Raw genomic sequence first — 19173 nt, forward strand, 5'->3', positions numbered from 1 at the left:
GTTTATTTGGGTTAAAAAACAACCGGAATTTCCGGTTGTTCGGATAATGGTATTTAAGCTATTCGCAAAAACGAATTAAGGATTAAGAATTTTAGCAATAGAAACTGCATCAGCAACCGTATCAAGGCTGTAGATCTGTGCAATACCTTGTGTCGTTGCAGCTTGTGTAACAATATTTTGCTGATTTTGAGTGTTCACTGCATTTTCAAACAGGATCCCTGTAGAATGTGCTGCTGATTGATATACGTTGGCCATAGCCATTGCAGGAGATTCTGCTACTACTTTTACGTTCGATTGCGTTACTGCGTCTGTGATTTGTTCGTTTACTGGCATAATGATTATTGTTTATTTTGGTTTAAAAAACAACCGGATTTTCCGGATGTTCGGATAAGGATATAAGCTGTTGGCAAAAAGGGATTACGGAGTAAGGATTTTAGCAATAGAAACCGCATCGGCTATCGTATCCAGGCTGTAGATTTGAGTTACTCCTTGTGTAGTGGCTGCCTGAGTAACAATATTCTGTTGGTTTTGCGTATTGATTGCATTTTCAAACATAATTCCTGTGGAATGTGCTGCAGATTGATACACGTTACTTAGAGCCATTGCAGGAGATTCTGCTACTACTTTTACGTTGGATTGAGTTACTGCGTCTGTGATTTTTTCGTTTACTGGCATAATGATTATTGTTTATTTGGGTTAAAATAACCGGGTTTTCCGGCGGGTTAATTTATCTGCGGTCTGCAGAATGGGTTTAAGGTTTAAGAATTTTAGCAATAGAAAGCGCATCAGCGATGGTATCTTTACTGTAGATTTGGGTCACACCCTGAGTAGTGGCTGCCTGGGTAACAATATTATGTTGATTCTGAGCGTTCGTTGCATTTTCAAACATAATTCCTGTAGAATGTGCAGCAGATTGATACACATTACTTAACGCCATTGCAGGAGATTCTGCTACTACTTTTACGTTGGACTGCGTTACCGCGTCTGTGATTTGTTCATTAACTGGCATAATGAGTAAGGTTTATTAGGTTAAAAACAACCGGGCTTTCCGGTTGAGGGTATTACTTGGATCAAATAGCTTAAAAATTAAGGCTTAAGGATCTTCGCAATAGAAACTGCGTCTGCTACAGTATCCAGGCTATAGATTTGCAGAATACCCTGAGTGGTTGCTGCCTGGCCTAAAATATTCTGTTGATTTTGCGTATTTACCGCATTTTCAAACATGATTCCTGTAGAATGTGCTGCAGATTGATACACGTTGGCCAAAGCCATTGCAGGAGATTCTCCTACTACTTTTACGTTCGATTGTGTTACTGCGTCTGTGATTTGTTCATTAACTGGCATAATTGTAATTGTTTTTTTGAGATCTGATCTCGGTTAATAAATTATTGAGGTAAACTAGTTTTATGTTTAAGTTTTAAACTCACCACAGATCCTGCAGATGAATATATTTCAAAAGCATTGGTATTAACAGGTTATGAATATATTGGATCTGAAGGGTGGCTCTGAATACAATGGTTGAAACCTTATCTGTAAAATCTGCGCGAGTTTAAACCCTATTTTTTATAAAAGGATGCGGTCTTTATTTTTAATATCTGTCTCAAAAATAAATTCCTGCTGCAGGTATACTGACAATGCCGGATTCCTTTGGGCTAAAGACGGATTCTGAATGATTGCTTTTGGGCATTGATAGTATTTGAAAGGCGGTGCGAAAATAAATGTTGACCTGATTGTATTATGCTGAGGGCACCGGATTTCATCTTTGCAGGGAAATAAACCGCATCCGTAGTTTTCAGAGAGCTGGATTAAAAACGTTCTTTTTTAATGGCCTCCATTTGCTTGAGCTTTATATTTTTTGGACTCATTTTTTTTAATCCCATTACATAATGGCTGATGCCGGTTATGGCATTCCTTTGCTGGTTCAATGCAGAGTTAATTTGCATCTGTCCCGTGGAGTGTGCGCTTACCTGTGCGGAAATAGTCTGAGGTACAGCAGTAGACATTCCGGTAACGATTGTATCAATTTCGTTCATATTCATTGATTTTGGTGGTTCTAAGTTTGGATATTACCCAATCTTGTATTCAGCTTATTCATCCGTTCCATTATTTTAAGTTCTTTCTCCTTTACTTTTGCGGTAGAGGCTTCCTGTAGTTTTTTCAGCTGTTCTTCATAATTCATCACAGGAGTTTCAGGTGGTGGTGGAGGGGCGACAGGAACAGGAGCTGCTTCATGTTGTTTTACAGCTTCTTCCAGTTTTTCAAGAAGAGGAGCCAGTGACTTCATAGTCTCTTTGATGGCTTTGTCCTTGATATAACTGATGATTTCATCTTCATGTCTTAAAACAAAAGGCATGATTTCTTTTTCTACCATTTCAGGTTCTGTCACAGGCACAGGTGGCCTGGGAGCGGGAGTTTTCTTACGGTTTTTTCTGTGCATACATCTTGTTTTTATAAGGTATGAATAGATAATTACTACAGCAGATAATTAATAAATGCAGCAGCAGATCTCCAGTCACGGTTGATTTCTTTCACTACATTGTAGCCGGTAATCTCCAGGGCAATACAGGCTGAAATGGCACTGGCCGACAACATTTCTTTAAGCTGGTTGGGAGGAAGAGTCAGGACATAATCATCAGGAATCACGGGTGGTGTACCGTTATTTGGAGTAGTTTCGTGTACGATAATACTCAGGATTTCCTGAAAATAATGGGCAATCAGTTTGGAAGCCTGGAATTCCAGCTCTCTTTTTAATTCTATGATTTCATCCTGGCTTACCAGTTCCGAAATAGCTGATACATCCACATCATGCACCGAATACTGCGCTTCCCCTGTATTAGAAGGTGTAATCGTAATATCGGTTTTGAGTATACATTTTGATTTTTCAAGATTGATGGTCAGAAGTTTGGAATCCAGTTCCGGAGAAGCAATTTCACTTAAGGTGGTAAGAGGTAAAATTCTCACATTGCAGTAAAAAGCTTTCGGATCGTCCAGTTTGATCATAATCACGGCTATTCCCGTTGATTGATCCTTAGGTTCTACCACAAAACACTGATAATGATTGTATCTTTTCCCTAATCTGTTGACACAGTTCACCAGTCTTATGGAAGGCTGAACATTAATATCCGATGTCTGAAGATTAAAGATAAAACGTTCCGCATGAGGATCATTCTTTTTGGTATCTGCACTTTTGGGATTCGGATAAAGAATATCATTGCTTCTGGTCAGATAAAGTCTTTCATTCAAATCATTTAAACTTTCCAGATTTAAAATCTTGGCAGGTTTGGTTGCTGAGGAGTAATTCATCTCTTATTTATTTTAATTTTTTCAATGAGTTGGGCTATTATTGTTTTTTTCTTGGGATTAACTTCCGTTTCTATAGAAGAAATTACCGCTTCTTTAATCTCTGGTTTTACGAGTGGCTGTGTCAGTTTAACCGACTTTAATACTAATTTTCCCCCATGATCAGCCGTTATAAAGCTTTTTCTCATACTTTCTTTTTCTGATGAGACTTCTTCCGGAACCGGATCTACTCGTTTTTTTTTTCAGATTCGTCATTTTCAGGAGAAACTTCCGTATAAGATGGGGGAGGAGGAAGGGCTTCTGAAACAGGAAGCGTATTGACATTATAAATAGTATTGGAAATCTTAGCCTTTACTTCAGCATAATCACTTACCATTTTGAATAAGTCTTTCATCATTTCATTGCCTTTTCCTGCATCCTGACCTTGAATATTTTCAGCCATCTGAACAGAGGTCTCTTTACTGCCCGGAGCCGGCCCGAAAGTCGTTCCGTAGGTCAGGAGATTATTGGCCAATCTGCTTAATGCAATCAAACCTACCTGCTCAAATCCTTTTAAGAATGACTGTAAATCCTGAACCATCATTCCTGTAGACTGTTCTATCATTACTTTGGTTACTCCGGTCATTGGAGAAGCTTTAGGCGGAGCCAATACCTCACTGTTCACAAATACTACAGCTTTCTCCGCCGGAGTGGTAGCATTGGCTGCCTGGGATTGTTGGGTTTCACTGTTGTGTTCACTCATGATGGTAAGGTTTTAAATTATCCTTTTAAAATTTTAATGGCATCTGCAACAATCGCAGGGTTGAGCTGGTTCAAGTTCTGCTGGTTTGTCACAGAATTCTGAATGGAAATTCCACTGGCATGCGTGGCCATCTGGTAAAGCATACTCATAGCCTGTGCGGGAGACTCACCAAGTACCGTAACGTTAGTCTGCGTTACTGCATCTGTAGTCTGGGTGTTTACTGTTTCTGCCATATTCTGGTTTTAATGGGTTACTATTTTTTTTAAAATTAAATGTTGACTATGAGATTGTTGATCTCTTTTGTCTGATACAAATTTCATCAAACAAAATAAATCTTCATTAAGGGAAAAAACGGAATTTTAAAAAATAAGGGAATTCTCCTATGAGTGAAATTTTAATAATAACTCTTTATGATATCTGAGAACTTAATGAATGAAATAAACAAATACATTACCTGTAAATAAGGGTAAACCCTGAATTTCTGAAAATGGGTTTTTCCCCTTTAACGAGTCAGAATGTTTCCGCAGAAATTTGTGTCATTAATATTGGTGTAAACTCCAGAAATCAAATAAATAACCTTAAATAAAACTATTATGAGCATTGTAGGAAAATACAACAATTTGTTTTTCAGTGCAAAAGGGACAAATGACAAAGCTAAGATAGGAATCAGGCTGAAAAACGGAAAGATAAAAGCAATGACTGTGCAGGAGGTCTTCAATACCTACTTTATAAACAGCAGGAAAAACGAAAGCAAGATGCTGGAAACCCTGGAGCTGATGGGAGGAGATATAAAAGATATTATTCAGGTACTTGACATTTATAATGCAGATTATCTATCTGAAGGAGACTATAAATTTAACCATGATCAGTGGGAAAGTGACAAATATGAAAATGAAAGAAAAAAAAAGTATGGGGATGTCAGCGAAAAGGAAAGGCATGAAGTTAATATCATTATGAATACCCAGGTGATTACATCTTCTGTATATCGGGATTTGCAGCAATTGTTTTTTATCAAAAAATTTCATGAAAGAAGATGGGATAGCGGAAGTAAAAGTAAAGAATTTATGAGGCAAAGACTTGGTGTATTGGGAAATGGAACAGATGGCAGTCCTGATACGATGACATTCTACAGAACAATGGGAGAAACAGAGTTTAAAGGAATAAGTGAATGGGCTGAATATAGGGCAGAGGGTAGAAATATTAAAACTGATCTTACTTTCCATCATGAAATAATGAATACAAGGGTATTTGCCAACAATAACATCCCGAATGAGATACCCGTTCGTCACCATTTGGGCGGATACAGTCAGGCCCGATGGTATGCGAGACCTGATAAGCATCAGTTTAAATTTCTCGTGCAGTTTGTATTGAAGAATAATGTTAAAGAATTCTTTGAAAAGCCAGAGCAGTTAGTTTTACAAAGAACATCAAAGAATAGTAATTCTGCGGTAGCAAAAATTAAATCATGGTTTGAGAATAACGAAATACCGTTTGAAGAAATAAATAACAGTGAAGGCCAAAAAGCAGGTAGAATAGGCCTTAAAAATGAAGATAAGGAAGGAGAGGGATTAAGTATTTCGTTAGGGGAGAGCAGGGATACTCAGGATGTATTTCAAGGTTTACTCAGTAGAATACGACTTATTGAAGTCATTGCTCCGGAATAGATTTTTCAAAATTAATAAGATATCAAAAAGACAGCCCTTTCAATAAAAGGCTGTCTTTTTGATAAACAGGTTATGCTGAAAGTGGACGATCCTGATCCAGTTCTTTCCTCTTCCTCCAGAAGAAATAAGCCACAACAGCTGTTGCAATAGGCAGCGCAATACCAAACTCATCAATATAATAATTCGTATTTCCCGTATCTACAGTAAGAGGAGTAAAAATAGACTGTATAAAAAGGTTATGACTGGCATGCAAAATAACACCTGTCCATAAACTCCCGGATTTTAACCTTAACCAGGTGAAAATAAAACAGGCTGCAAATATCATAACCGTAAAACATAGAAGAGCCAGCCATTTAGGTCCACCTGTATTATAATTGGAAAAAAGCAGGAGAGGGTAATGGTAGATTGACCATATCACGCCCATCCAAAGAGAAGTAGCGGTATAAGAATTCATTTTGGCCAGCTGAGGAGTCAGAAGACCACGCCAGCCTATTTCTTCCCCTAATGCAGAGCCTACTGAACGTACCATGCCAAAACTGCTCATCAGAATAACATACAGAATGATTGTGAGACCATCTGAAAGATTCCAGCCCATTCCTTTGCCAATTTCTGCGACAAATTCATGATTATAAAAACCACCAGCTCCACTGATCCAGATGATGAGGTAAGGAACTAAACTGTAAAGAATAGGAATACAATAGGCCATGATCTGGTACTTTGTCAGTCCCCATTTCCATCCCAGAGAAGAAATCGGGATATTCCGGATACGACAGGTAAGAAATGCAGCAATAGCAGGACACCACATGACAATTGTTGCATAAGAGATCATTCCGCCGCCAAGTTTTCCTGTACGGATACACATATAATAGACAGGAAGACAGAAAAGCAGGGTAAGAATCAGATAAGTAGCAATATTCTTCCTGATTTCGGATTTGGATATTGTATTTTCCATAAGCTGATCTGGTGTTAATGTTTGTAAATGACTGACAAATAGAAAGTTATTTTTGAATAAAAATACACTTATTTTTTATATGAATAATAATTTAAACATCAGCGGAGGTAAGAAAAAATTTTAATAAGGAAAACTGTAAATTAGCCAAAACATTTTTTTCAGAATATCCCAAACGATGTCCAAGCTAAAAGCCATAAGAGAACAAAAAAATCTGACCCAGGAAGAACTGTCAGAACAATCCAAGATTTCCGTAAGAACCATTCAAAGGATAGAATCCGGAACAGAACCTAAAGGACATACGTTAAGAGCACTGGCACAGGCTTTGGAAATAGAAGAGATTGAATTGCAGCAGGATCAGCCGACAGCAATTTCAGAAATAGATGAGTTTGAAATAGAAGCAAGAGAAGAGGAAGCTCCAGTCAATTATTCATACATTAAAATCATTAATCTTTCCTCACTCATCTTTACCCTTTTACCGCCACTGAACATTTTTGTTCCGCTTATTCTCATGCATAGTATGAAGCAGAGAAACAGTCTGGCCAGACAGATTATTTCGGTTCAGATGATCTGGACAGTGATGGCACCTATTACCTTCATGCTCGGCATCTTTTTAAAGTTCGGAAAACAGTTTACCCTGATCCTGATGATCCTGATTGTGCTTTCCAATGTGTTTATTATCCTTCGCAATGCCGCCGAAATAGATAAGAATAAAAAACTCTATTTCAGACTGAAATTCAGCATGATATAAAACCTGTCATGACTTTGTCGGGTTTTTGTCGGGTTCATTTTTAGCAGAAAAACGAAAGGAAATTGAATCTTTGTCAAAAAAATAACAATGACAAAGTTTTCAAGATTGAGCCTTCCTTTTTTTATGCTGTTCATGAGTGTTATGCAGGCACAAACAGAAAAAACAGATCCTCTTTATAAAACCATTATGTCGAAAGACAGCCTGTTTTTTTCTGTGGGCTACAATACCTGCAACATACAGCAGATGGAAAATCTGTTGAGTGACAACTTTGAATTTTATCACGATAAAGGAGGTTTCGAGGACAGGAAAAATTTTATCATTGATTTTAAAAACGGATTGTGCAAATCTCCGGAAACTTATCAGATAAAAAGAGTCCTGGTTGATAAAAGCACAGAAGTTTATCCCATGTATAAAGACGGGAAGATCTATGCTGCCATTCAGAATGGAGATCACTTGTTTTATGAAAAGATGGGGAGCCAAGCCGAGAAACTAGTGGGAGAAGCAAAATTTACCCATTTATGGATGCTGGAAAATAATGAGTGGAAGCTTAAAAATTCATTGAGCTTTAATCATCATCCGAAGCAGACTACCGATAGTGAAACCATGTTTGATAACGATCAGTCCATGCAAAGCTGGTTGAGAGAAAACAATATTCCAACGCTGGGATTAGGAATTATCGAAGGTGGAAAATTACAGCAAGTAAAAGTTTTTGGCGAGATCAGGAAAGGAATTTCAGCACCTCATAATGCCTTATTTAATGTAGCCTCACTCACCAAACCTGTTACAGCAATGGTAGCCTTACGTCTGATAAGTTCAGGCAAGTGGAAACTGGATGAACCTCTTGATACTTATTGGATAGATCCTGATATTGCCAACGATCCGAGATATAAAAAATTAACCACCAGAATGATCCTGAGTCACCAGACAGGTTTCCCAAACTGGAGATGGATGAATACAGATAAGAAGCTTAATTTTCAGTTTGATCCCGGCACCCAATACCAATATTCAGGAGAAGGGTTTGAATACCTTCGGAAAGCACTGGAAAAGAAGTTTGGAAAAACGTTGGAGCAGCTGGCACAGGAACTCATCTTCCAGCCTCTCAAAATGAAGGATACCAGTTACATTTGGGATAAAAAGACTGATGAAGCAAGATTTGTAACAGGATATAATGAAAAAGGGGAAGCTTACCTCATCGAAAAAAGTAATACAGCCAATGCCGCGGATGACCTTCATTCCACGATAGAAGATTACGGGAATTTTATGATCAGTGTTATGAAAGGGAAAAATCTGAAATCAGAAATTTTTCAGGAAATGATCAAAAAGCAGGTTAAAACAAAAGAGAATAAATATTTCGGATTGGGATTCGAAATATATGACCTTGGAAATGGTGATTATGCCTTATCGCACAGCGGAGCTGATAAAGGGACACAGTGCATTACTATTATATTACCCAAGTCAGGAAAGGGAATTGTGATATTTACCAATGTGGATGACGGTTATAAAGCCTATGAAAAATTAGTTCATCATTATCTGGGAAAGGACGGGAAGAAGATTGTTGAGATAGAAACCAGATAATCCTTATGCAATGAAAATCTTTGTATATTCGGGGTATCAATCTGGGAATAAATGCAATAGGTCTGTATTTGTTTCCAGGATACTCTATTATGAACAGAAATAAAACGAAAGCTATGTGGCAATATTATATCATTCTGGGAGCAGGAATCATTCTGTTTGTGGCGTCATTGCTGAGCTTCAGAAGTACTCTTTCATTCTTAAACAAAGCTGAAAAGGCTACAGCTACCGTTACCTCATTGAGGGAATACGACGATTCGGATGGAACAGTATTCAGCCCTCTCTTTACCTTCCAGGCCCGAAATAATATGGAACATACTTTTGAACTGGCGGAAGGAACCAATCCCTCAGCATTGGCCGTTGGGGAAACAGAGACTGTGATCTATGATCCTGAAGATCCTTCCTCAGTAAGTTTATATACCTATTTCAGAATTTTTGCCTGGCCTTTAATCCTGATTTCAATAGCACTGCCATTATTGGTTGTAGGAGGAGGTTATTTTATTGCAGAGCAGTTTTTGAAATAACCTCACCCTCTGTATTTTTATTTTACTTTCTCAAGGAGATATAATTTAGCTCCGGAAAATCCTAATTTGGGCATCAGATTGCCTTCCAGAACCATAGTTTTATTAGTAACATCGATTACAGAAATATAATTGTTGGAATTGTACTCAATATAGTTTTCCTTTTCTTTCGTTGAAGGATTTTTTCCAAATTCCATGGAATATTTTACCCAATCTTCATCCTGTGTGCTGCAATGTACAGGCTTGAATTTAGATTTTTTAGCCTTGAAAATAATCTGATCAAAACCTTCCGTACATTCAGAAGTAAATGAACCATCAGGATTCTGATCTTTTGAAAAATCCTCAAAAGAACCACGATAGACACCTACGACTTTCCATGTACCGTCCACACGGTCTTCATCAATTTTTCCTTTCGCTTTGCTTACGGCCCAGCTGATTCCGTTTACAGTTCCTTTTACCGCTTTATAACTTAAGTTTACTGCGCCTGATACTACTTTTGTTGCCGTTCTTACTACACATGATTGGAGAACAAATACAACCGAAGCCAGCAATAGTATTTTCTTCATTTTGTCAAATTTTTTAAGATACGAAGATACTATTTTTGAAAAAACTGATTGTTTTCAAAAGACTATTGATCAAAATAATGGGAAAGATCAGATATACTTTTGATATGAAGCTCTTCAGCCTGTTTTCTCCGCATCATCAGAGCATAAGCATTGTTAAACCCCAACGGTTTCAGCCATTGAATCCCATATTGTTTTTCAAACGCTGCATTCACATACTGATAGGTTGCACCGGGACTTTTGGAAACATTTCTGATGGTCTCTGCTGTTGGCTTTAAAAGCACCAGAAGCCCTGTTCCCGTATATTCAGGATAGAAATCTATGGCATCATTCATTAAGGCATCAAAACATATTTTTGTTCCTCCTAAACCTGTTTTCGTTTCCACTTTATAATCTGTGTATCCTTCAATAAGCAGGGTATACATTTCTGCGAGAATATATTGTTCTCCAAAGATTTTTGAACCAATTCTTACAGTCCCGGAATTTCTTTTTCCTGGGCTTTTATACAGATTATTTCTGATGAGAAATTCCTTTGCAATCTTTTCCGGGGTTTGATGGAGATGATCAGCTCTGTAATTCAGATCCGTCATGATAGAATCACTGAACTTTCCAGCCAGTAGGTTTAAGGTTTTTTCCAATTCCGGAAATTTCTTCAGAGTCTTGGTTTTGATGATGGGAGCAGCATAATAAGGGGGAAATATTTTTTTATTATCATTCAGTACATACAGATCATAAGCTTTGATTCTGCCGTCTGTAGAATATCCGCTGATCAGATCCAGTTCATTCTCATAAGCAGCCTTATACATAATCGCATCACTTACCACAAGAGGATTCACATTAAGTCCGTATACAGAACGAAGCCCGATATCACCATCCTGTCTTCCCATAAATTCCGGTGTAAAACCCGCTTTAATCGTCCGGTGTGACCCAAAAATCAGAAGATATCCTATCCCCAGAATAATAAGGATAACAGGAAGAATATATTTCAGTTTTTGAAAGAACCGGTAACCCGATTTCTGAATCATGGCAATAACCTGATCCAGAAAAACAGCCAATAATGCCGCCGGAATGGCTCCAGCCAGAATCATATTCGTATTGTTGAGCGAAATTCCTCCGAAGATAAACTCTCCCAAACCACCTGCTGCCACAAAAGAGGCCAGAGTAGCCACTCCAACATTAATAACAGCTGCGGTTCTGATACCAGCAATGATAACCGGCATGGCCAAAGGAAGTTTCACTTTAAAAAGAAGCTGGCTTCTGTTCATTCCCATGGCCTTCGCTGCCTCAATCACTGCCGGATCTACTCCTGTAATTCCGGTATAGGTATTCCGGATAATGGGAAGAAGAGCATAAATCAATAAAGCGGCAATGGCAGGCTTCGGACCAATACCTAAAACAGGAATCATAAATCCCAGCAATGCAATACTCGGAATAGTCTGTAAAATACCAGCGATACCCAGCACCGGGCTGGAAAGCTTCTTTTTTCTGGAAATCAGTATTCCTAAAGGTACTCCAACAATGATAGCCAGAAGCAGGGACAAAAAGGTAAGCCCAAGATGCTGAATGATCTGGGTGGTCAACTTCTCGTGCTGTTCCGCAATAAATTGCCAGAGACTCTGTTGCTGCGTCATACCATCTGTGATTTTCTATACTGATTAAACGCTCTGATCACTTCCTCATATACTCCGGCGTTTTGGTGATCAGAACTCAATTGCTGTAAAATATCCCAGACACTTGTACTACCCATACCGTTTGGTCTGTAGTATACATTTTCTGGTGTAAGAAACGGGCTGATGTGATGTAACGATGTTACTTTATACTCTAATAAAAGACGGTTTTTAGCAAAAAAATCATGCACAAAGTCATTTTCAGGATGGTAAAGCATTTCCCTGGGAATACCAGTCTGTACAATTTTTCCCTGATCCATCAGACAAATCCTATGTCCCAGCTCAAAAGCTTCCTGTACATCGTGAGTAACCAATATGATGGTTTTATTTTTAAGTTCTTCCAAAGATTTAAATTCCGAATGAATATCAGCCTTGGTAATATTATCAAGCGCTCCGAAAGGTTCATCCATCAGCAGAACAGGGTTATCAGCAATCAATGCTCTTGCAATACCTACCCGCTGCTGTTGTCCGCCGCTCAACTCGTGCGGAAATCGGGAAAGTACCTCTTCGGAAAGGTGGAGTTTGGCCAAAAGCTCATGCGTTTTTCTTTCTGTTTTCTTTTTGTCCCATTTCAATAGCTCAGGAACTACCGCAATATTTTGCTGAATCGTATAATGGGGAAATAACCCTGAATGCTGCATAACAAAACCAATTCCCATTCTCAGTTCCTCAGCTTTCTGATCACGGATGTTTTTGCCATCTATGAAAATATTTCCGGAATCTGCCTCTATGAGACGGTTGATCATTTTAAGCGTGGTCGTTTTCCCGCACCCGCTGGTTCCTAAAAGAACAAGAATCTCCTGATCAAGTGCCTGAAAAGAAATTTGATCTACTGCCTTTTTTCCGTTAAAACTCTTTGAAATTGATTCTACTGTGATCATCGGTAAAAAATTACTGAGCAAGTCTGATTCCTGTGAACTGCCATTTTAAATTAGGCTGAAAAAAATTACGGTAGGTATTTCTGCTGTGCCCTGGCGGAGTGGCTTCCGAAGCTCCTCTTAAAACCATTTGATTGATCATGAATTTTCCGTTGTATTCACCTACAGCGCCTGCTTCCTTCTTAAAATGAGGATAAGGCAGATAAGCAGAATTCGTCCATTCCCAGCGTGTTCCCCATTCAAAATAATCTGAAGCTGTTTCCCATTCTTCTTCAGTGGGCAGACGCATTCCTTTCCAGGAGGCGAAAGCAGAGGCTTCATAAAAATTGATGTGGCACAATGGAGCATCAGGGTCTATTTCCTGTAATCCGTTGAGGGTATAATACATCCATTTATTATCGATATAATGCCAGTATAGTGGAGATTTTGCAGCATTCTGTTTCACCCAGTCCCATCCTTCCGCATGCCAGTGTCTGAAATCTTCATATCCGCCTGCTTTCATAAATTCTAAATATTCACTATTGGTGACGAGACGGTTGGCAATTTCAAAGTCTGTAAGATATACTTTATGCCTTCCTAATTCATTATCAAAGCAAAATCCATCTCCTTTATATCCAATTTCATAAACTCCTTCGGAAAACCTGAGAATTTCCAGATCGTCAGAGTTGTTTTGTCTGGGTTTTTCTTCTTTTGTATAGGCAGGGAAAAGCGGATTATGTCCTAAAATATATTTAATGTCTGTGATTAATAATTCCTGGTGCTGCTGCTCATGATTCAACCCCAGTTCCAAAAGCGGTTCAAGAGCTTCTGTTAGAAATGAACTTTCAAGAAAAGCTTCCATATGCTCATCTACATATTTTCGATATTGATACACCTCTGAAACGGAAGGACGGCTGAGGTTTCCACGATCGGTCCGGATCACCCTTGCTCCGATGGTCTCATAGTAGCTGTTGAAAACAAAATTATACTGAGGATCAAAAACCTTGTAATCCGGAAAATGCGGGGTAAGAATGAAAGTCTCAAAAAACCAGGTGGTATGACCAAGATGCCATTTCGGAGGGCTTACATCTACAATCGGCTGTACTACATAATCCTCGATTTCCAGCGGAGCACAGATTTCTTCAGAACGTCTGCGGATGTCCTGATACTTTTTAGTAATATCTTTTGTGATGATCTCTGGTGTCATGTTTTTTAGTTTTTAATGATTGAATTTCAATGAAATAAGGATGTTTTATTTTTTCACTTTTGCAGATGTGCTGCGTGTATCATCTCTTTTTATTTTACCTGCCAGATGCTATCTACAAACCATTTTTTAGCATCTTTGATCTCTCCTGTGATGGTAAAACCTGATTTTTCGCCCAATTCCCTGATCTTTTCAGGAGAGAATTTCTGGGAGATTTCCATGTCGATAAGTTCGTTTTCTTCAAAAGAAATCTTTGTATTGTCAATCGTCACATCCTGGCTGATAAGGCTGATCAGAAAACTTCTGCAGGCTCCGGTAACAGGATCATAAGTCTGGTAATGCTGAAATTGCTTCACATCAAAATTACCACCCAGTTCATTGTTGATGCGGGTAAGAAGATTAAGATTGAAAGAAGCGGTAATTCCTTCTTTGTCATTATAAGCCTCCAGAATAATATGCGGATTTTTCTTGAGGTCAAATCCTACCAATACACGATCTTTTGGGGATAGATTGCTATTCAGATGCAGACAGAAGTCTTCAGCTTCTTCAGGAGTCATATTCCCGATATTACTTCCTAAAAATAAAACAACTTTTCTCCGGTCCGATAAGGAAGCGGCTTTTTGAAGCATTTCAAAATAATCTCCTTCCAGACAGGCAATTTTCATTTCCGGAAGCTGACTGCTTAGTTTTTTGTGGAGTATGGAAAGAATATTTCCTGAGATATCAATCGGCATGTAAGTAAAGTTAATGCCTTTCCTGATCAGCTGTTCAAGTAAGTAGGTCGATTTTATGGCGTCTCCTGCCCCTAATTCAATCAGGTCAAAAGGTTCGTTTCCGGGAATAAGCAGATCAATAAGTTCATCTGTTTTATTTTTGAAAATATCCAGTTCACAACGGGTCAGATAATAGGAAGGCATGGCCATGATTTGCTGAAAAAGATGATCACCGATCTTATCATAAAAATATTTTGAAGATAATTTTTTAGGAGTATTCTGGAGCCCGTTCAAAACATCTGAACGGAAATGATCAACAGCATTCTCTTCAGTCTTAGATTGTGGGTCTAACTGTACATTCATAAGTCTTATTTTGTGTGATTTCGTAGATTATTGCAATTATCCTGCCTTTTACAACATGACAATTCTTTGTATATATCTAATTAAATATAAGCAATTTTACTCTTAATAGAATGATTATCATGAGGTTTTTATCAGATGTGGTACTTTTTTATTCATCAGGAATCCTTTCTTTTGAAAGTAAAACCAGTGAAGAAGAGTAGGGAAGCTGTCCGGTTTACCGCCCGAAAATCAGTATTTACCATTCAATATGACCTGTTCAAAGTAGTTGTTCTTATTTCGGTTTATGCTTTATCATAATTTTACCATCACAAAACATCACTATTATGAATACTACATTGAACTTCAGTAAAAAAATACAATCCATTTTATCCCTGTTTATTTTGATGGGAATGGGGCTTTTGTCTTTAAAAGCACAGAAATATACTACTGGTGAAAAAGATCTGGAAAATACAGCTGTTACTTCCGCTTTCCAGAATACAAAGCAAATCAAAGCCGGGCTGTTGAACGTTGGATATGCAGAAGTAGGTCCGGCCAATGGAAAACCTGTGATCCTTCTTCATGGATGGCCTTATGATATCCATAGTTTTGAAGAGTCCTCCGCTATACTTGCCGAAAAAGGTTACCGTGTATTAGTCCCTTATTTAAGAGGCTATGGAACCACTACCTTTGTCTCACCGGATACCAAACGAAACGGTCAGCAGAGTGCTGTTGCATTGGATATCATTGCTTTTATGGATGCCTTGAAAATTGATAAAGCAATCATTGGCGGTTTTGACTGGGGGGCAAGAACAGCAGATATTATGGCAGCACTGTGGCCTGAACGCTGTACAGGTTTGGTGGCTGTAAGCGGATATTTAATAGGAAGCCCTAAGGCAAACGAAAAACCTTTGCCACCCAATGCTGAATTTTTATGGTGGTATCAGTATTATTTTTCAACAGAAAGAGGGTATAAAGGTTACAAAGCGAATACTACATCATTTAACAAATTGATATGGAAAACGGCTTCCCCAAAATGGACTTTTGATGACCAGACCTACGAGCGTTCTGCGAAAGCATTTGATAATCCTGACCACGTTGATATTGTAATTCACAATTACCGCTGGCGTCTGGGATTAGCTAAAGGAGAAAAACAATACGATGCGCTTGAAGCCCAACTGGCAAAATCTCCATCGATTACAGTTCCAACCGTTACTCTGGAAGGTGATGCCAACGGAGCCGCATTTCCTGCACCGGAAAGTTATGCATCTAGATTTACAGGCCAATATGTGCACCATACCTTAACGGGAGGAATTGGACACAATTTACCACAGGAAGCTCCAAAAGCGTTTACAGATGCAATTATAGAAGTAGACTCCATGTCGAAATCCAAATAAAAATCTGAAAGAATAAAAACAAAACCACTGCTCAATAACAGTGGTTTTTTATCTTTATAGTATTCTAAACTAGTTTTTAGATTCTTCTTCAACCTTCAGTTTATTCACCAAAGGATTAGCATACATTGCTAAGAAATACTCTCTGGAAACAGGATCTGAAGGATCAATGCGCATTTCAAGTCTGCGGGCAAATAACTGTTTTTCCTGTTCCGTATATTCGGAAGCGTACGTATTCGTATTATGAAGCAGATCGTAAGCAATGTACTTGGTTGGCCAAAGCTTATAATTACTGATGATAGAACGGTCAATCACCTGTGCAATGGCCTGCAGCTGTTTGTTTTTATTATCAATAGTGGCTGCAATTTCGTCCAGTTCTTTATCCAGTACATCACCGGCATGAAGGTGAATGCGTTTCTTTTGGCCCAGAATTCCGCTGATAATGTTGGTGAAATCTTCATTTTTCCCTTTAATGTATTCCTCATCCCTGTGCTGTGCCAGCAATTGAGGCATCTTTAACGAATCTGTAGGATCATACTCATAGGAGATAGAGATCGGAACAATCTTTAATGTTTTAAAATAATCTATCAATGATTGATCTCCGGCTGCCATGGCAAGCATTTTCAAAACACCTTGCTGGGTAGAATCGTTACCGTTTTTGGTACGGCCTTCACGCTGGGCAATCCATACAGAGCGGTTTTCCTGAAGAAGTAACTCTTTAATATACTCAGACATTGTTTGTGAACTGGTAAGTTGTTCACGAAGTGGCAGACCTCTTTGTACCAGGAAGTTACGGTTCAGTTTAGCCAGTACGTTTAAGAAATTCTTACGCACAAGATTATCACCGATAGCTGAAGCTGTCATTACATAACCGCCTTCCAGCAATACCAGATTAAGCAGTGAAGTATCCAGAACGATATCCCTGTGGTTAGAGATGAAAAGGTAAGAGGTGTTTTTATCCAGCTTATCAAAGCCTGAAGTCGTTAAACCGTCAGAACTTTTTGCAAGGATCTGGCGAACGGCAAAGGCTACAAACTGATGCTGAAAATCACTGATGGAATGAACATTCTTAAACTGTTCCAGCCAAACCTGCTCATCTGTATCAGGAAAAGTAAAATTCATAAAGGCTTTCATCATGGGATCACGGGCTATGCTCTGTAATCTCTCATTCACTTCCTGATCATAGAAATACCGGATTTCATCAAACTTAGACATGCGGTTAGGTAAAAATTAAAACTTTTTGCAAAAGAACGAAAATTTATTGGGGGAGAGGGTATAAAGGGTGTTAAAGTATTATGAAGGGCGTAGGAGTTTGGGTTCGGCAGCACTCTTCTATCTTAGTCTGTAGCAGAAATTCAATAGAAATGGGCTTTAGCCCATTTTAATAAGAAAACATTCCTTTGGCTTTAGCCTGAACTTAAACGTGTTATATTGAGATTCCTGCGGAATGACAAACAGAGTGGATGGTCTAAGTGAATAGTTTGTATGTCTGGAGCAAGTAAGAGGCTATGCACGCACATAGAAACATCCACTTTGTCATTCCGAAGGAATCTAAGTTCTTATTTTATCCTCATTCATTATCACAAACTTTCTGTGCCTGGATTCCTACGGAATGACAAACGTTGCGGATAGACAAAGCGAGTAGTTTGTACTATGTCTGAAGTAAGTAACTATGTACACGTACACACACGCACAAATAAGCGCTCACCTTGTCATTCCGCAGGAATCTCGACTCTTAGATTGTCATCATTTATCATCAGAATGCTTTCTGGCACTGGATTCCTACGGAATGACAAACAGTGTGGATAGGCTAAGTGAACAGTTTGTATTATGTCCGGAGCAAATAAGAGACTATACACGCACAAGTAAGCGTGCACTTTGTCATTCCGCAGGAATCTAAACTCTTATATTATTATCACTTATCATCAGAAAGCTTTCTATGTCTGAATTCCCTTGCTACCGCACGAATCCTTTCGTGTAATTTATTTTAAAACTATAGATCAGAGCATCAGATTGAATTCCTAAAAACTTTTGTTTTTAATGATCTTATATTTTTAAAAGAAGCTCTTTATTATTATGAATTAATATTACACATGACAGATATATAAGTTCCACACGAAGGGATTCGTGCGGTAGTAAGGAACTTCATATTTTTTATCTATAGTTACATTTTACAACATAAAAAAATCTTGCAAAATGCAAGATTTTTTTTATTTATATTCGTAACTAGCTAGAAACTAGAACAAGCAAACTATGGGACTAGGGTTTTAATTCAACAACATTACTCTCAACATTACCCGTAAAGAATTTATATTTTTTTAACTTTTGCTTTTGCTTTTTTGTAAGATAATTATAAATACTCGAATCAATACAAATAGAAAGCCTTGCTTCGCTTTTTTCAGCCCAGTCTATGGGATAATAATAATAAATGTATTTTTGATTGGTTATATTTTCAAAGTTAACATCAATTTTAAACTTAAGCTTTTGCTTAGATTTTATAATCATTAAATTATTATATAAGTAATAATTTTTTTTTGCATAATCTAAATCCGAAAATTCATTCTTATCACTCCATTCTTTAAGAGAAGCCAAATATTTATTATTAATATTTTGCCTTTCTTTTATAATTTCATTAAAACTTTGGTCATTAGGAATTTCTATATTATGAATATTTCCAACTAATTTCTCGTTTTTATTTTCAATTAATAATGTCAATCCTAAAATGGGGTAAGGAAATTCATAATCATCCATAGAACATTGATTCTCAAAATAGGGTTTGAGAGATTTTGGATCTAATGGTAAGATAATATTTTCAGTACTATCATTATAAAGGTAAACCTCTGCTGTTCCATTGTTTCTAGAATATTCCCATGTAATTTTAATTTGAGAATTACAAAAGCTATAAAATAAAAAAAATGGAATTATTAAATTTTTCAT

At 37.9% G+C, this 19173-nt stretch carries 24 protein-coding genes; 6 read left to right on the forward strand and 18 right to left on the reverse strand.

Annotated features, from left to right (window positions below; all coding sequences use genetic code 11):
* Positions 1-75: 75 nt before the first annotated feature.
* The 10 genes from ACMA47_RS08375 to ACMA47_RS08420 all read right to left on the reverse strand — a co-directional run bounded on the left by ACMA47_RS08375 (position 76) and on the right by ACMA47_RS08420 (position 4275).
* On the reverse strand, positions 76-333 hold the full coding sequence (locus ACMA47_RS08375) for a RebB family R body protein (protein ID WP_034697227.1): 258 nt from the start codon (positions 331-333) through the stop codon (positions 76-78).
* Between the two features lie 84 nt (positions 334-417).
* Positions 418-675: a RebB family R body protein gene (locus tag ACMA47_RS08380; protein ID WP_034697225.1), complete on the reverse strand. Its 258-nt coding sequence runs from the start codon at positions 673-675 to the stop codon at positions 418-420.
* Between the two features lie 76 nt (positions 676-751).
* Entirely contained in the window at positions 752-1009 is a 258-nt protein-coding gene (locus ACMA47_RS08385) for a RebB family R body protein (RefSeq protein WP_034697223.1), read from the reverse strand.
* A gap of 77 nt (positions 1010-1086) precedes the next feature.
* Complete coding sequence (locus ACMA47_RS08390; RefSeq protein ID WP_034697220.1) at positions 1087-1344, reverse strand: RebB family R body protein; 258 nt, start codon at positions 1342-1344, stop codon at positions 1087-1089.
* A gap of 461 nt (positions 1345-1805) precedes the next feature.
* Positions 1806-2033 carry a hypothetical protein gene (locus ACMA47_RS08395; RefSeq protein ID WP_413929433.1) on the reverse strand — a complete coding sequence of 76 codons (228 nt, stop codon included), beginning with the start codon at positions 2031-2033 and terminating at the stop codon, positions 1806-1808.
* A gap of 20 nt (positions 2034-2053) precedes the next feature.
* On the reverse strand, positions 2054-2437 hold the full coding sequence (locus tag ACMA47_RS08400; protein ID WP_413929434.1) for a hypothetical protein: 384 nt from the start codon (positions 2435-2437) through the stop codon (positions 2054-2056).
* A gap of 35 nt (positions 2438-2472) precedes the next feature.
* A complete protein-coding gene (locus ACMA47_RS08405; RefSeq protein ID WP_413929435.1) occupies positions 2473-3303 on the reverse strand; it encodes a hypothetical protein in 831 nt (276 codons plus the stop codon).
* Entirely contained in the window at positions 3300-3488 is a 189-nt protein-coding gene (locus ACMA47_RS08410) for a hypothetical protein (protein ID WP_034697214.1), read from the reverse strand. The genes ACMA47_RS08405 and ACMA47_RS08410 overlap by 4 nt, the downstream gene beginning before the upstream one ends.
* 38 nt (positions 3489-3526) lie before the next feature.
* Positions 3527-4042 carry a hypothetical protein gene (locus ACMA47_RS08415; protein WP_413929436.1) on the reverse strand — a complete coding sequence of 172 codons (516 nt, stop codon included), beginning with the start codon at positions 4040-4042 and terminating at the stop codon, positions 3527-3529.
* 17 nt (positions 4043-4059) lie between these two features.
* Complete coding sequence (locus tag ACMA47_RS08420) at positions 4060-4275, reverse strand: RebB family R body protein (protein WP_034697211.1); 216 nt, start codon at positions 4273-4275, stop codon at positions 4060-4062.
* Between the two features lie 360 nt (positions 4276-4635).
* On the opposite strand from ACMA47_RS08420, the gene ACMA47_RS08425 reads away from it, so the two are divergent.
* Positions 4636-5706, forward strand: a complete 1071-nt coding sequence (locus ACMA47_RS08425) for a hypothetical protein (protein WP_413929437.1) — start codon at positions 4636-4638, stop codon at positions 5704-5706.
* Between the two features lie 70 nt (positions 5707-5776).
* Here the strand turns inward: ACMA47_RS08425 and ACMA47_RS08430 are convergent, their stop codons facing one another.
* Positions 5777-6658, reverse strand: a complete 882-nt coding sequence (locus tag ACMA47_RS08430; RefSeq protein ID WP_413929438.1) for a CPBP family intramembrane glutamic endopeptidase — start codon at positions 6656-6658, stop codon at positions 5777-5779.
* 175 nt (positions 6659-6833) lie between these two features.
* On the opposite strand from ACMA47_RS08430, the gene ACMA47_RS08435 reads away from it, so the two are divergent.
* The 3 genes from ACMA47_RS08435 (at position 6834) to ACMA47_RS08445 (ending at position 9502) form a co-directional block, all read left to right on the forward strand.
* Positions 6834-7406 (forward strand): helix-turn-helix domain-containing protein, encoded by a 573-nt coding sequence (locus ACMA47_RS08435; RefSeq protein ID WP_413929439.1) that lies wholly within the window; start codon positions 6834-6836, stop codon positions 7404-7406.
* An 87-nt stretch (positions 7407-7493) separates the two neighbouring features.
* The gene (locus ACMA47_RS08440; RefSeq protein ID WP_413929440.1) at positions 7494-8981 is read left to right on the forward strand and encodes a serine hydrolase; all 1488 of its coding nucleotides are present in this window, start codon (positions 7494-7496) and stop codon (positions 8979-8981) included.
* An 89-nt stretch (positions 8982-9070) separates the two neighbouring features.
* On the forward strand, positions 9071-9502 hold the full coding sequence (locus tag ACMA47_RS08445; RefSeq protein WP_413929441.1) for a DUF3592 domain-containing protein: 432 nt from the start codon (positions 9071-9073) through the stop codon (positions 9500-9502).
* Positions 9503-9519: 17 nt separating this feature from the next.
* On the opposite strand, the gene ACMA47_RS08450 is transcribed toward ACMA47_RS08445, so the two are convergent.
* From ACMA47_RS08450 to ACMA47_RS08470, 5 genes are all read right to left on the reverse strand, one after another.
* Positions 9520-10065: a hypothetical protein gene (locus ACMA47_RS08450; protein WP_413929442.1), complete on the reverse strand. Its 546-nt coding sequence runs from the start codon at positions 10063-10065 to the stop codon at positions 9520-9522.
* 62 nt (positions 10066-10127) lie between these two features.
* Complete coding sequence (locus tag ACMA47_RS08455; protein ID WP_413929443.1) at positions 10128-11693, reverse strand: ABC transporter permease/substrate-binding protein; 1566 nt, start codon at positions 11691-11693, stop codon at positions 10128-10130.
* Complete coding sequence (locus ACMA47_RS08460) at positions 11690-12610, reverse strand: ABC transporter ATP-binding protein (protein WP_413929444.1); 921 nt, start codon at positions 12608-12610, stop codon at positions 11690-11692. The genes ACMA47_RS08455 and ACMA47_RS08460 overlap by 4 nt, the downstream gene beginning before the upstream one ends.
* Before the next feature lie 10 nt (positions 12611-12620).
* Positions 12621-13793 (reverse strand): ergothioneine biosynthesis protein EgtB, encoded by a 1173-nt coding sequence (egtB, locus tag ACMA47_RS08465; protein WP_413929445.1) that lies wholly within the window; start codon positions 13791-13793, stop codon positions 12621-12623.
* 89 nt (positions 13794-13882) lie between these two features.
* A complete protein-coding gene (locus ACMA47_RS08470; protein ID WP_413929446.1) occupies positions 13883-14866 on the reverse strand; it encodes an L-histidine N(alpha)-methyltransferase in 984 nt (327 codons plus the stop codon).
* A 323-nt stretch (positions 14867-15189) separates the two neighbouring features.
* Between ACMA47_RS08470 and ACMA47_RS08475 the strand changes: the two genes are divergently transcribed.
* Positions 15190-16239, forward strand: a complete 1050-nt coding sequence (locus tag ACMA47_RS08475; RefSeq protein WP_413929447.1) for an alpha/beta fold hydrolase — start codon at positions 15190-15192, stop codon at positions 16237-16239.
* Positions 16240-16308: 69 nt separating this feature from the next.
* Here ACMA47_RS08475 and ACMA47_RS08480 read toward each other — a convergent pair whose 3' ends face one another.
* Positions 16309-17451 (reverse strand): 1-acyl-sn-glycerol-3-phosphate acyltransferase, encoded by a 1143-nt coding sequence (locus ACMA47_RS08480; RefSeq protein ID WP_413929448.1) that lies wholly within the window; start codon positions 17449-17451, stop codon positions 16309-16311.
* 457 nt (positions 17452-17908) lie between these two features.
* Here ACMA47_RS08480 and ACMA47_RS08485 point away from each other — a divergent pair, with 457 nt between their 5' ends.
* Entirely contained in the window at positions 17909-18136 is a 228-nt protein-coding gene (locus ACMA47_RS08485) for a hypothetical protein (protein ID WP_413929449.1), read from the forward strand.
* A 359-nt stretch (positions 18137-18495) separates the two neighbouring features.
* On the opposite strand, the gene ACMA47_RS08490 is transcribed toward ACMA47_RS08485, so the two are convergent.
* Entirely contained in the window at positions 18496-19173 is a 678-nt protein-coding gene (locus ACMA47_RS08490) for a hypothetical protein (protein ID WP_413929450.1), read from the reverse strand.

It is taken from the genome of Chryseobacterium sp. T20, from assembly GCF_047345655.1.
Classification (GTDB): domain Bacteria; phylum Bacteroidota; class Bacteroidia; order Flavobacteriales; family Weeksellaceae; genus Chryseobacterium.

Coding starts and splice junctions, on each gene's coding strand:
- ACMA47_RS08375 (WP_034697227.1), bottom strand. CDS start 333: ATGCCAGTAAACGAACAAATCACAGACGCAGTAACGCAATCGAACGTA.
- ACMA47_RS08380 (WP_034697225.1), bottom strand. CDS start 675: ATGCCAGTAAACGAAAAAATCACAGACGCAGTAACTCAATCCAACGTA.
- ACMA47_RS08385 (WP_034697223.1), bottom strand. CDS start 1,009: ATGCCAGTTAATGAACAAATCACAGACGCGGTAACGCAGTCCAACGTA.
- ACMA47_RS08390 (WP_034697220.1), bottom strand. CDS start 1,344: ATGCCAGTTAATGAACAAATCACAGACGCAGTAACACAATCGAACGTA.
- ACMA47_RS08395 (WP_413929433.1), bottom strand. CDS start 2,033: ATGAACGAAATTGATACAATCGTTACCGGAATGTCTACTGCTGTACCT.
- ACMA47_RS08400 (WP_413929434.1), bottom strand. CDS start 2,437: ATGCACAGAAAAAACCGTAAGAAAACTCCCGCTCCCAGGCCACCTGTG.
- ACMA47_RS08405 (WP_413929435.1), bottom strand. CDS start 3,303: ATGAATTACTCCTCAGCAACCAAACCTGCCAAGATTTTAAATCTGGAA.
- ACMA47_RS08410 (WP_034697214.1), bottom strand. CDS start 3,488: ATGAGAAAAAGCTTTATAACGGCTGATCATGGGGGAAAATTAGTATTA.
- ACMA47_RS08415 (WP_413929436.1), bottom strand. CDS start 4,042: ATGAGTGAACACAACAGTGAAACCCAACAATCCCAGGCAGCCAATGCT.
- ACMA47_RS08420 (WP_034697211.1), bottom strand. CDS start 4,275: ATGGCAGAAACAGTAAACACCCAGACTACAGATGCAGTAACGCAGACT.
- ACMA47_RS08425 (WP_413929437.1), top strand. CDS start 4,636: ATGAGCATTGTAGGAAAATACAACAATTTGTTTTTCAGTGCAAAAGGG.
- ACMA47_RS08430 (WP_413929438.1), bottom strand. CDS start 6,658: ATGGAAAATACAATATCCAAATCCGAAATCAGGAAGAATATTGCTACT.
- ACMA47_RS08435 (WP_413929439.1), top strand. CDS start 6,834: ATGTCCAAGCTAAAAGCCATAAGAGAACAAAAAAATCTGACCCAGGAA.
- ACMA47_RS08440 (WP_413929440.1), top strand. CDS start 7,494: ATGACAAAGTTTTCAAGATTGAGCCTTCCTTTTTTTATGCTGTTCATG.
- ACMA47_RS08445 (WP_413929441.1), top strand. CDS start 9,071: ATGAACAGAAATAAAACGAAAGCTATGTGGCAATATTATATCATTCTG.
- ACMA47_RS08450 (WP_413929442.1), bottom strand. CDS start 10,065: ATGAAGAAAATACTATTGCTGGCTTCGGTTGTATTTGTTCTCCAATCA.
- ACMA47_RS08455 (WP_413929443.1), bottom strand. CDS start 11,693: ATGACGCAGCAACAGAGTCTCTGGCAATTTATTGCGGAACAGCACGAG.
- ACMA47_RS08460 (WP_413929444.1), bottom strand. CDS start 12,610: ATGATCACAGTAGAATCAATTTCAAAGAGTTTTAACGGAAAAAAGGCA.
- egtB (WP_413929445.1), bottom strand. CDS start 13,793: ATGACACCAGAGATCATCACAAAAGATATTACTAAAAAGTATCAGGAC.
- ACMA47_RS08470 (WP_413929446.1), bottom strand. CDS start 14,866: ATGAATGTACAGTTAGACCCACAATCTAAGACTGAAGAGAATGCTGTT.
- ACMA47_RS08475 (WP_413929447.1), top strand. CDS start 15,190: ATGAATACTACATTGAACTTCAGTAAAAAAATACAATCCATTTTATCC.
- ACMA47_RS08480 (WP_413929448.1), bottom strand. CDS start 17,451: ATGTCTAAGTTTGATGAAATCCGGTATTTCTATGATCAGGAAGTGAAT.
- ACMA47_RS08485 (WP_413929449.1), top strand. CDS start 17,909: ATGTACACGTACACACACGCACAAATAAGCGCTCACCTTGTCATTCCG.
- ACMA47_RS08490 (WP_413929450.1), bottom strand. CDS start 19,173: ATGAAAAATTTAATAATTCCATTTTTTTTATTTTATAGCTTTTGTAAT.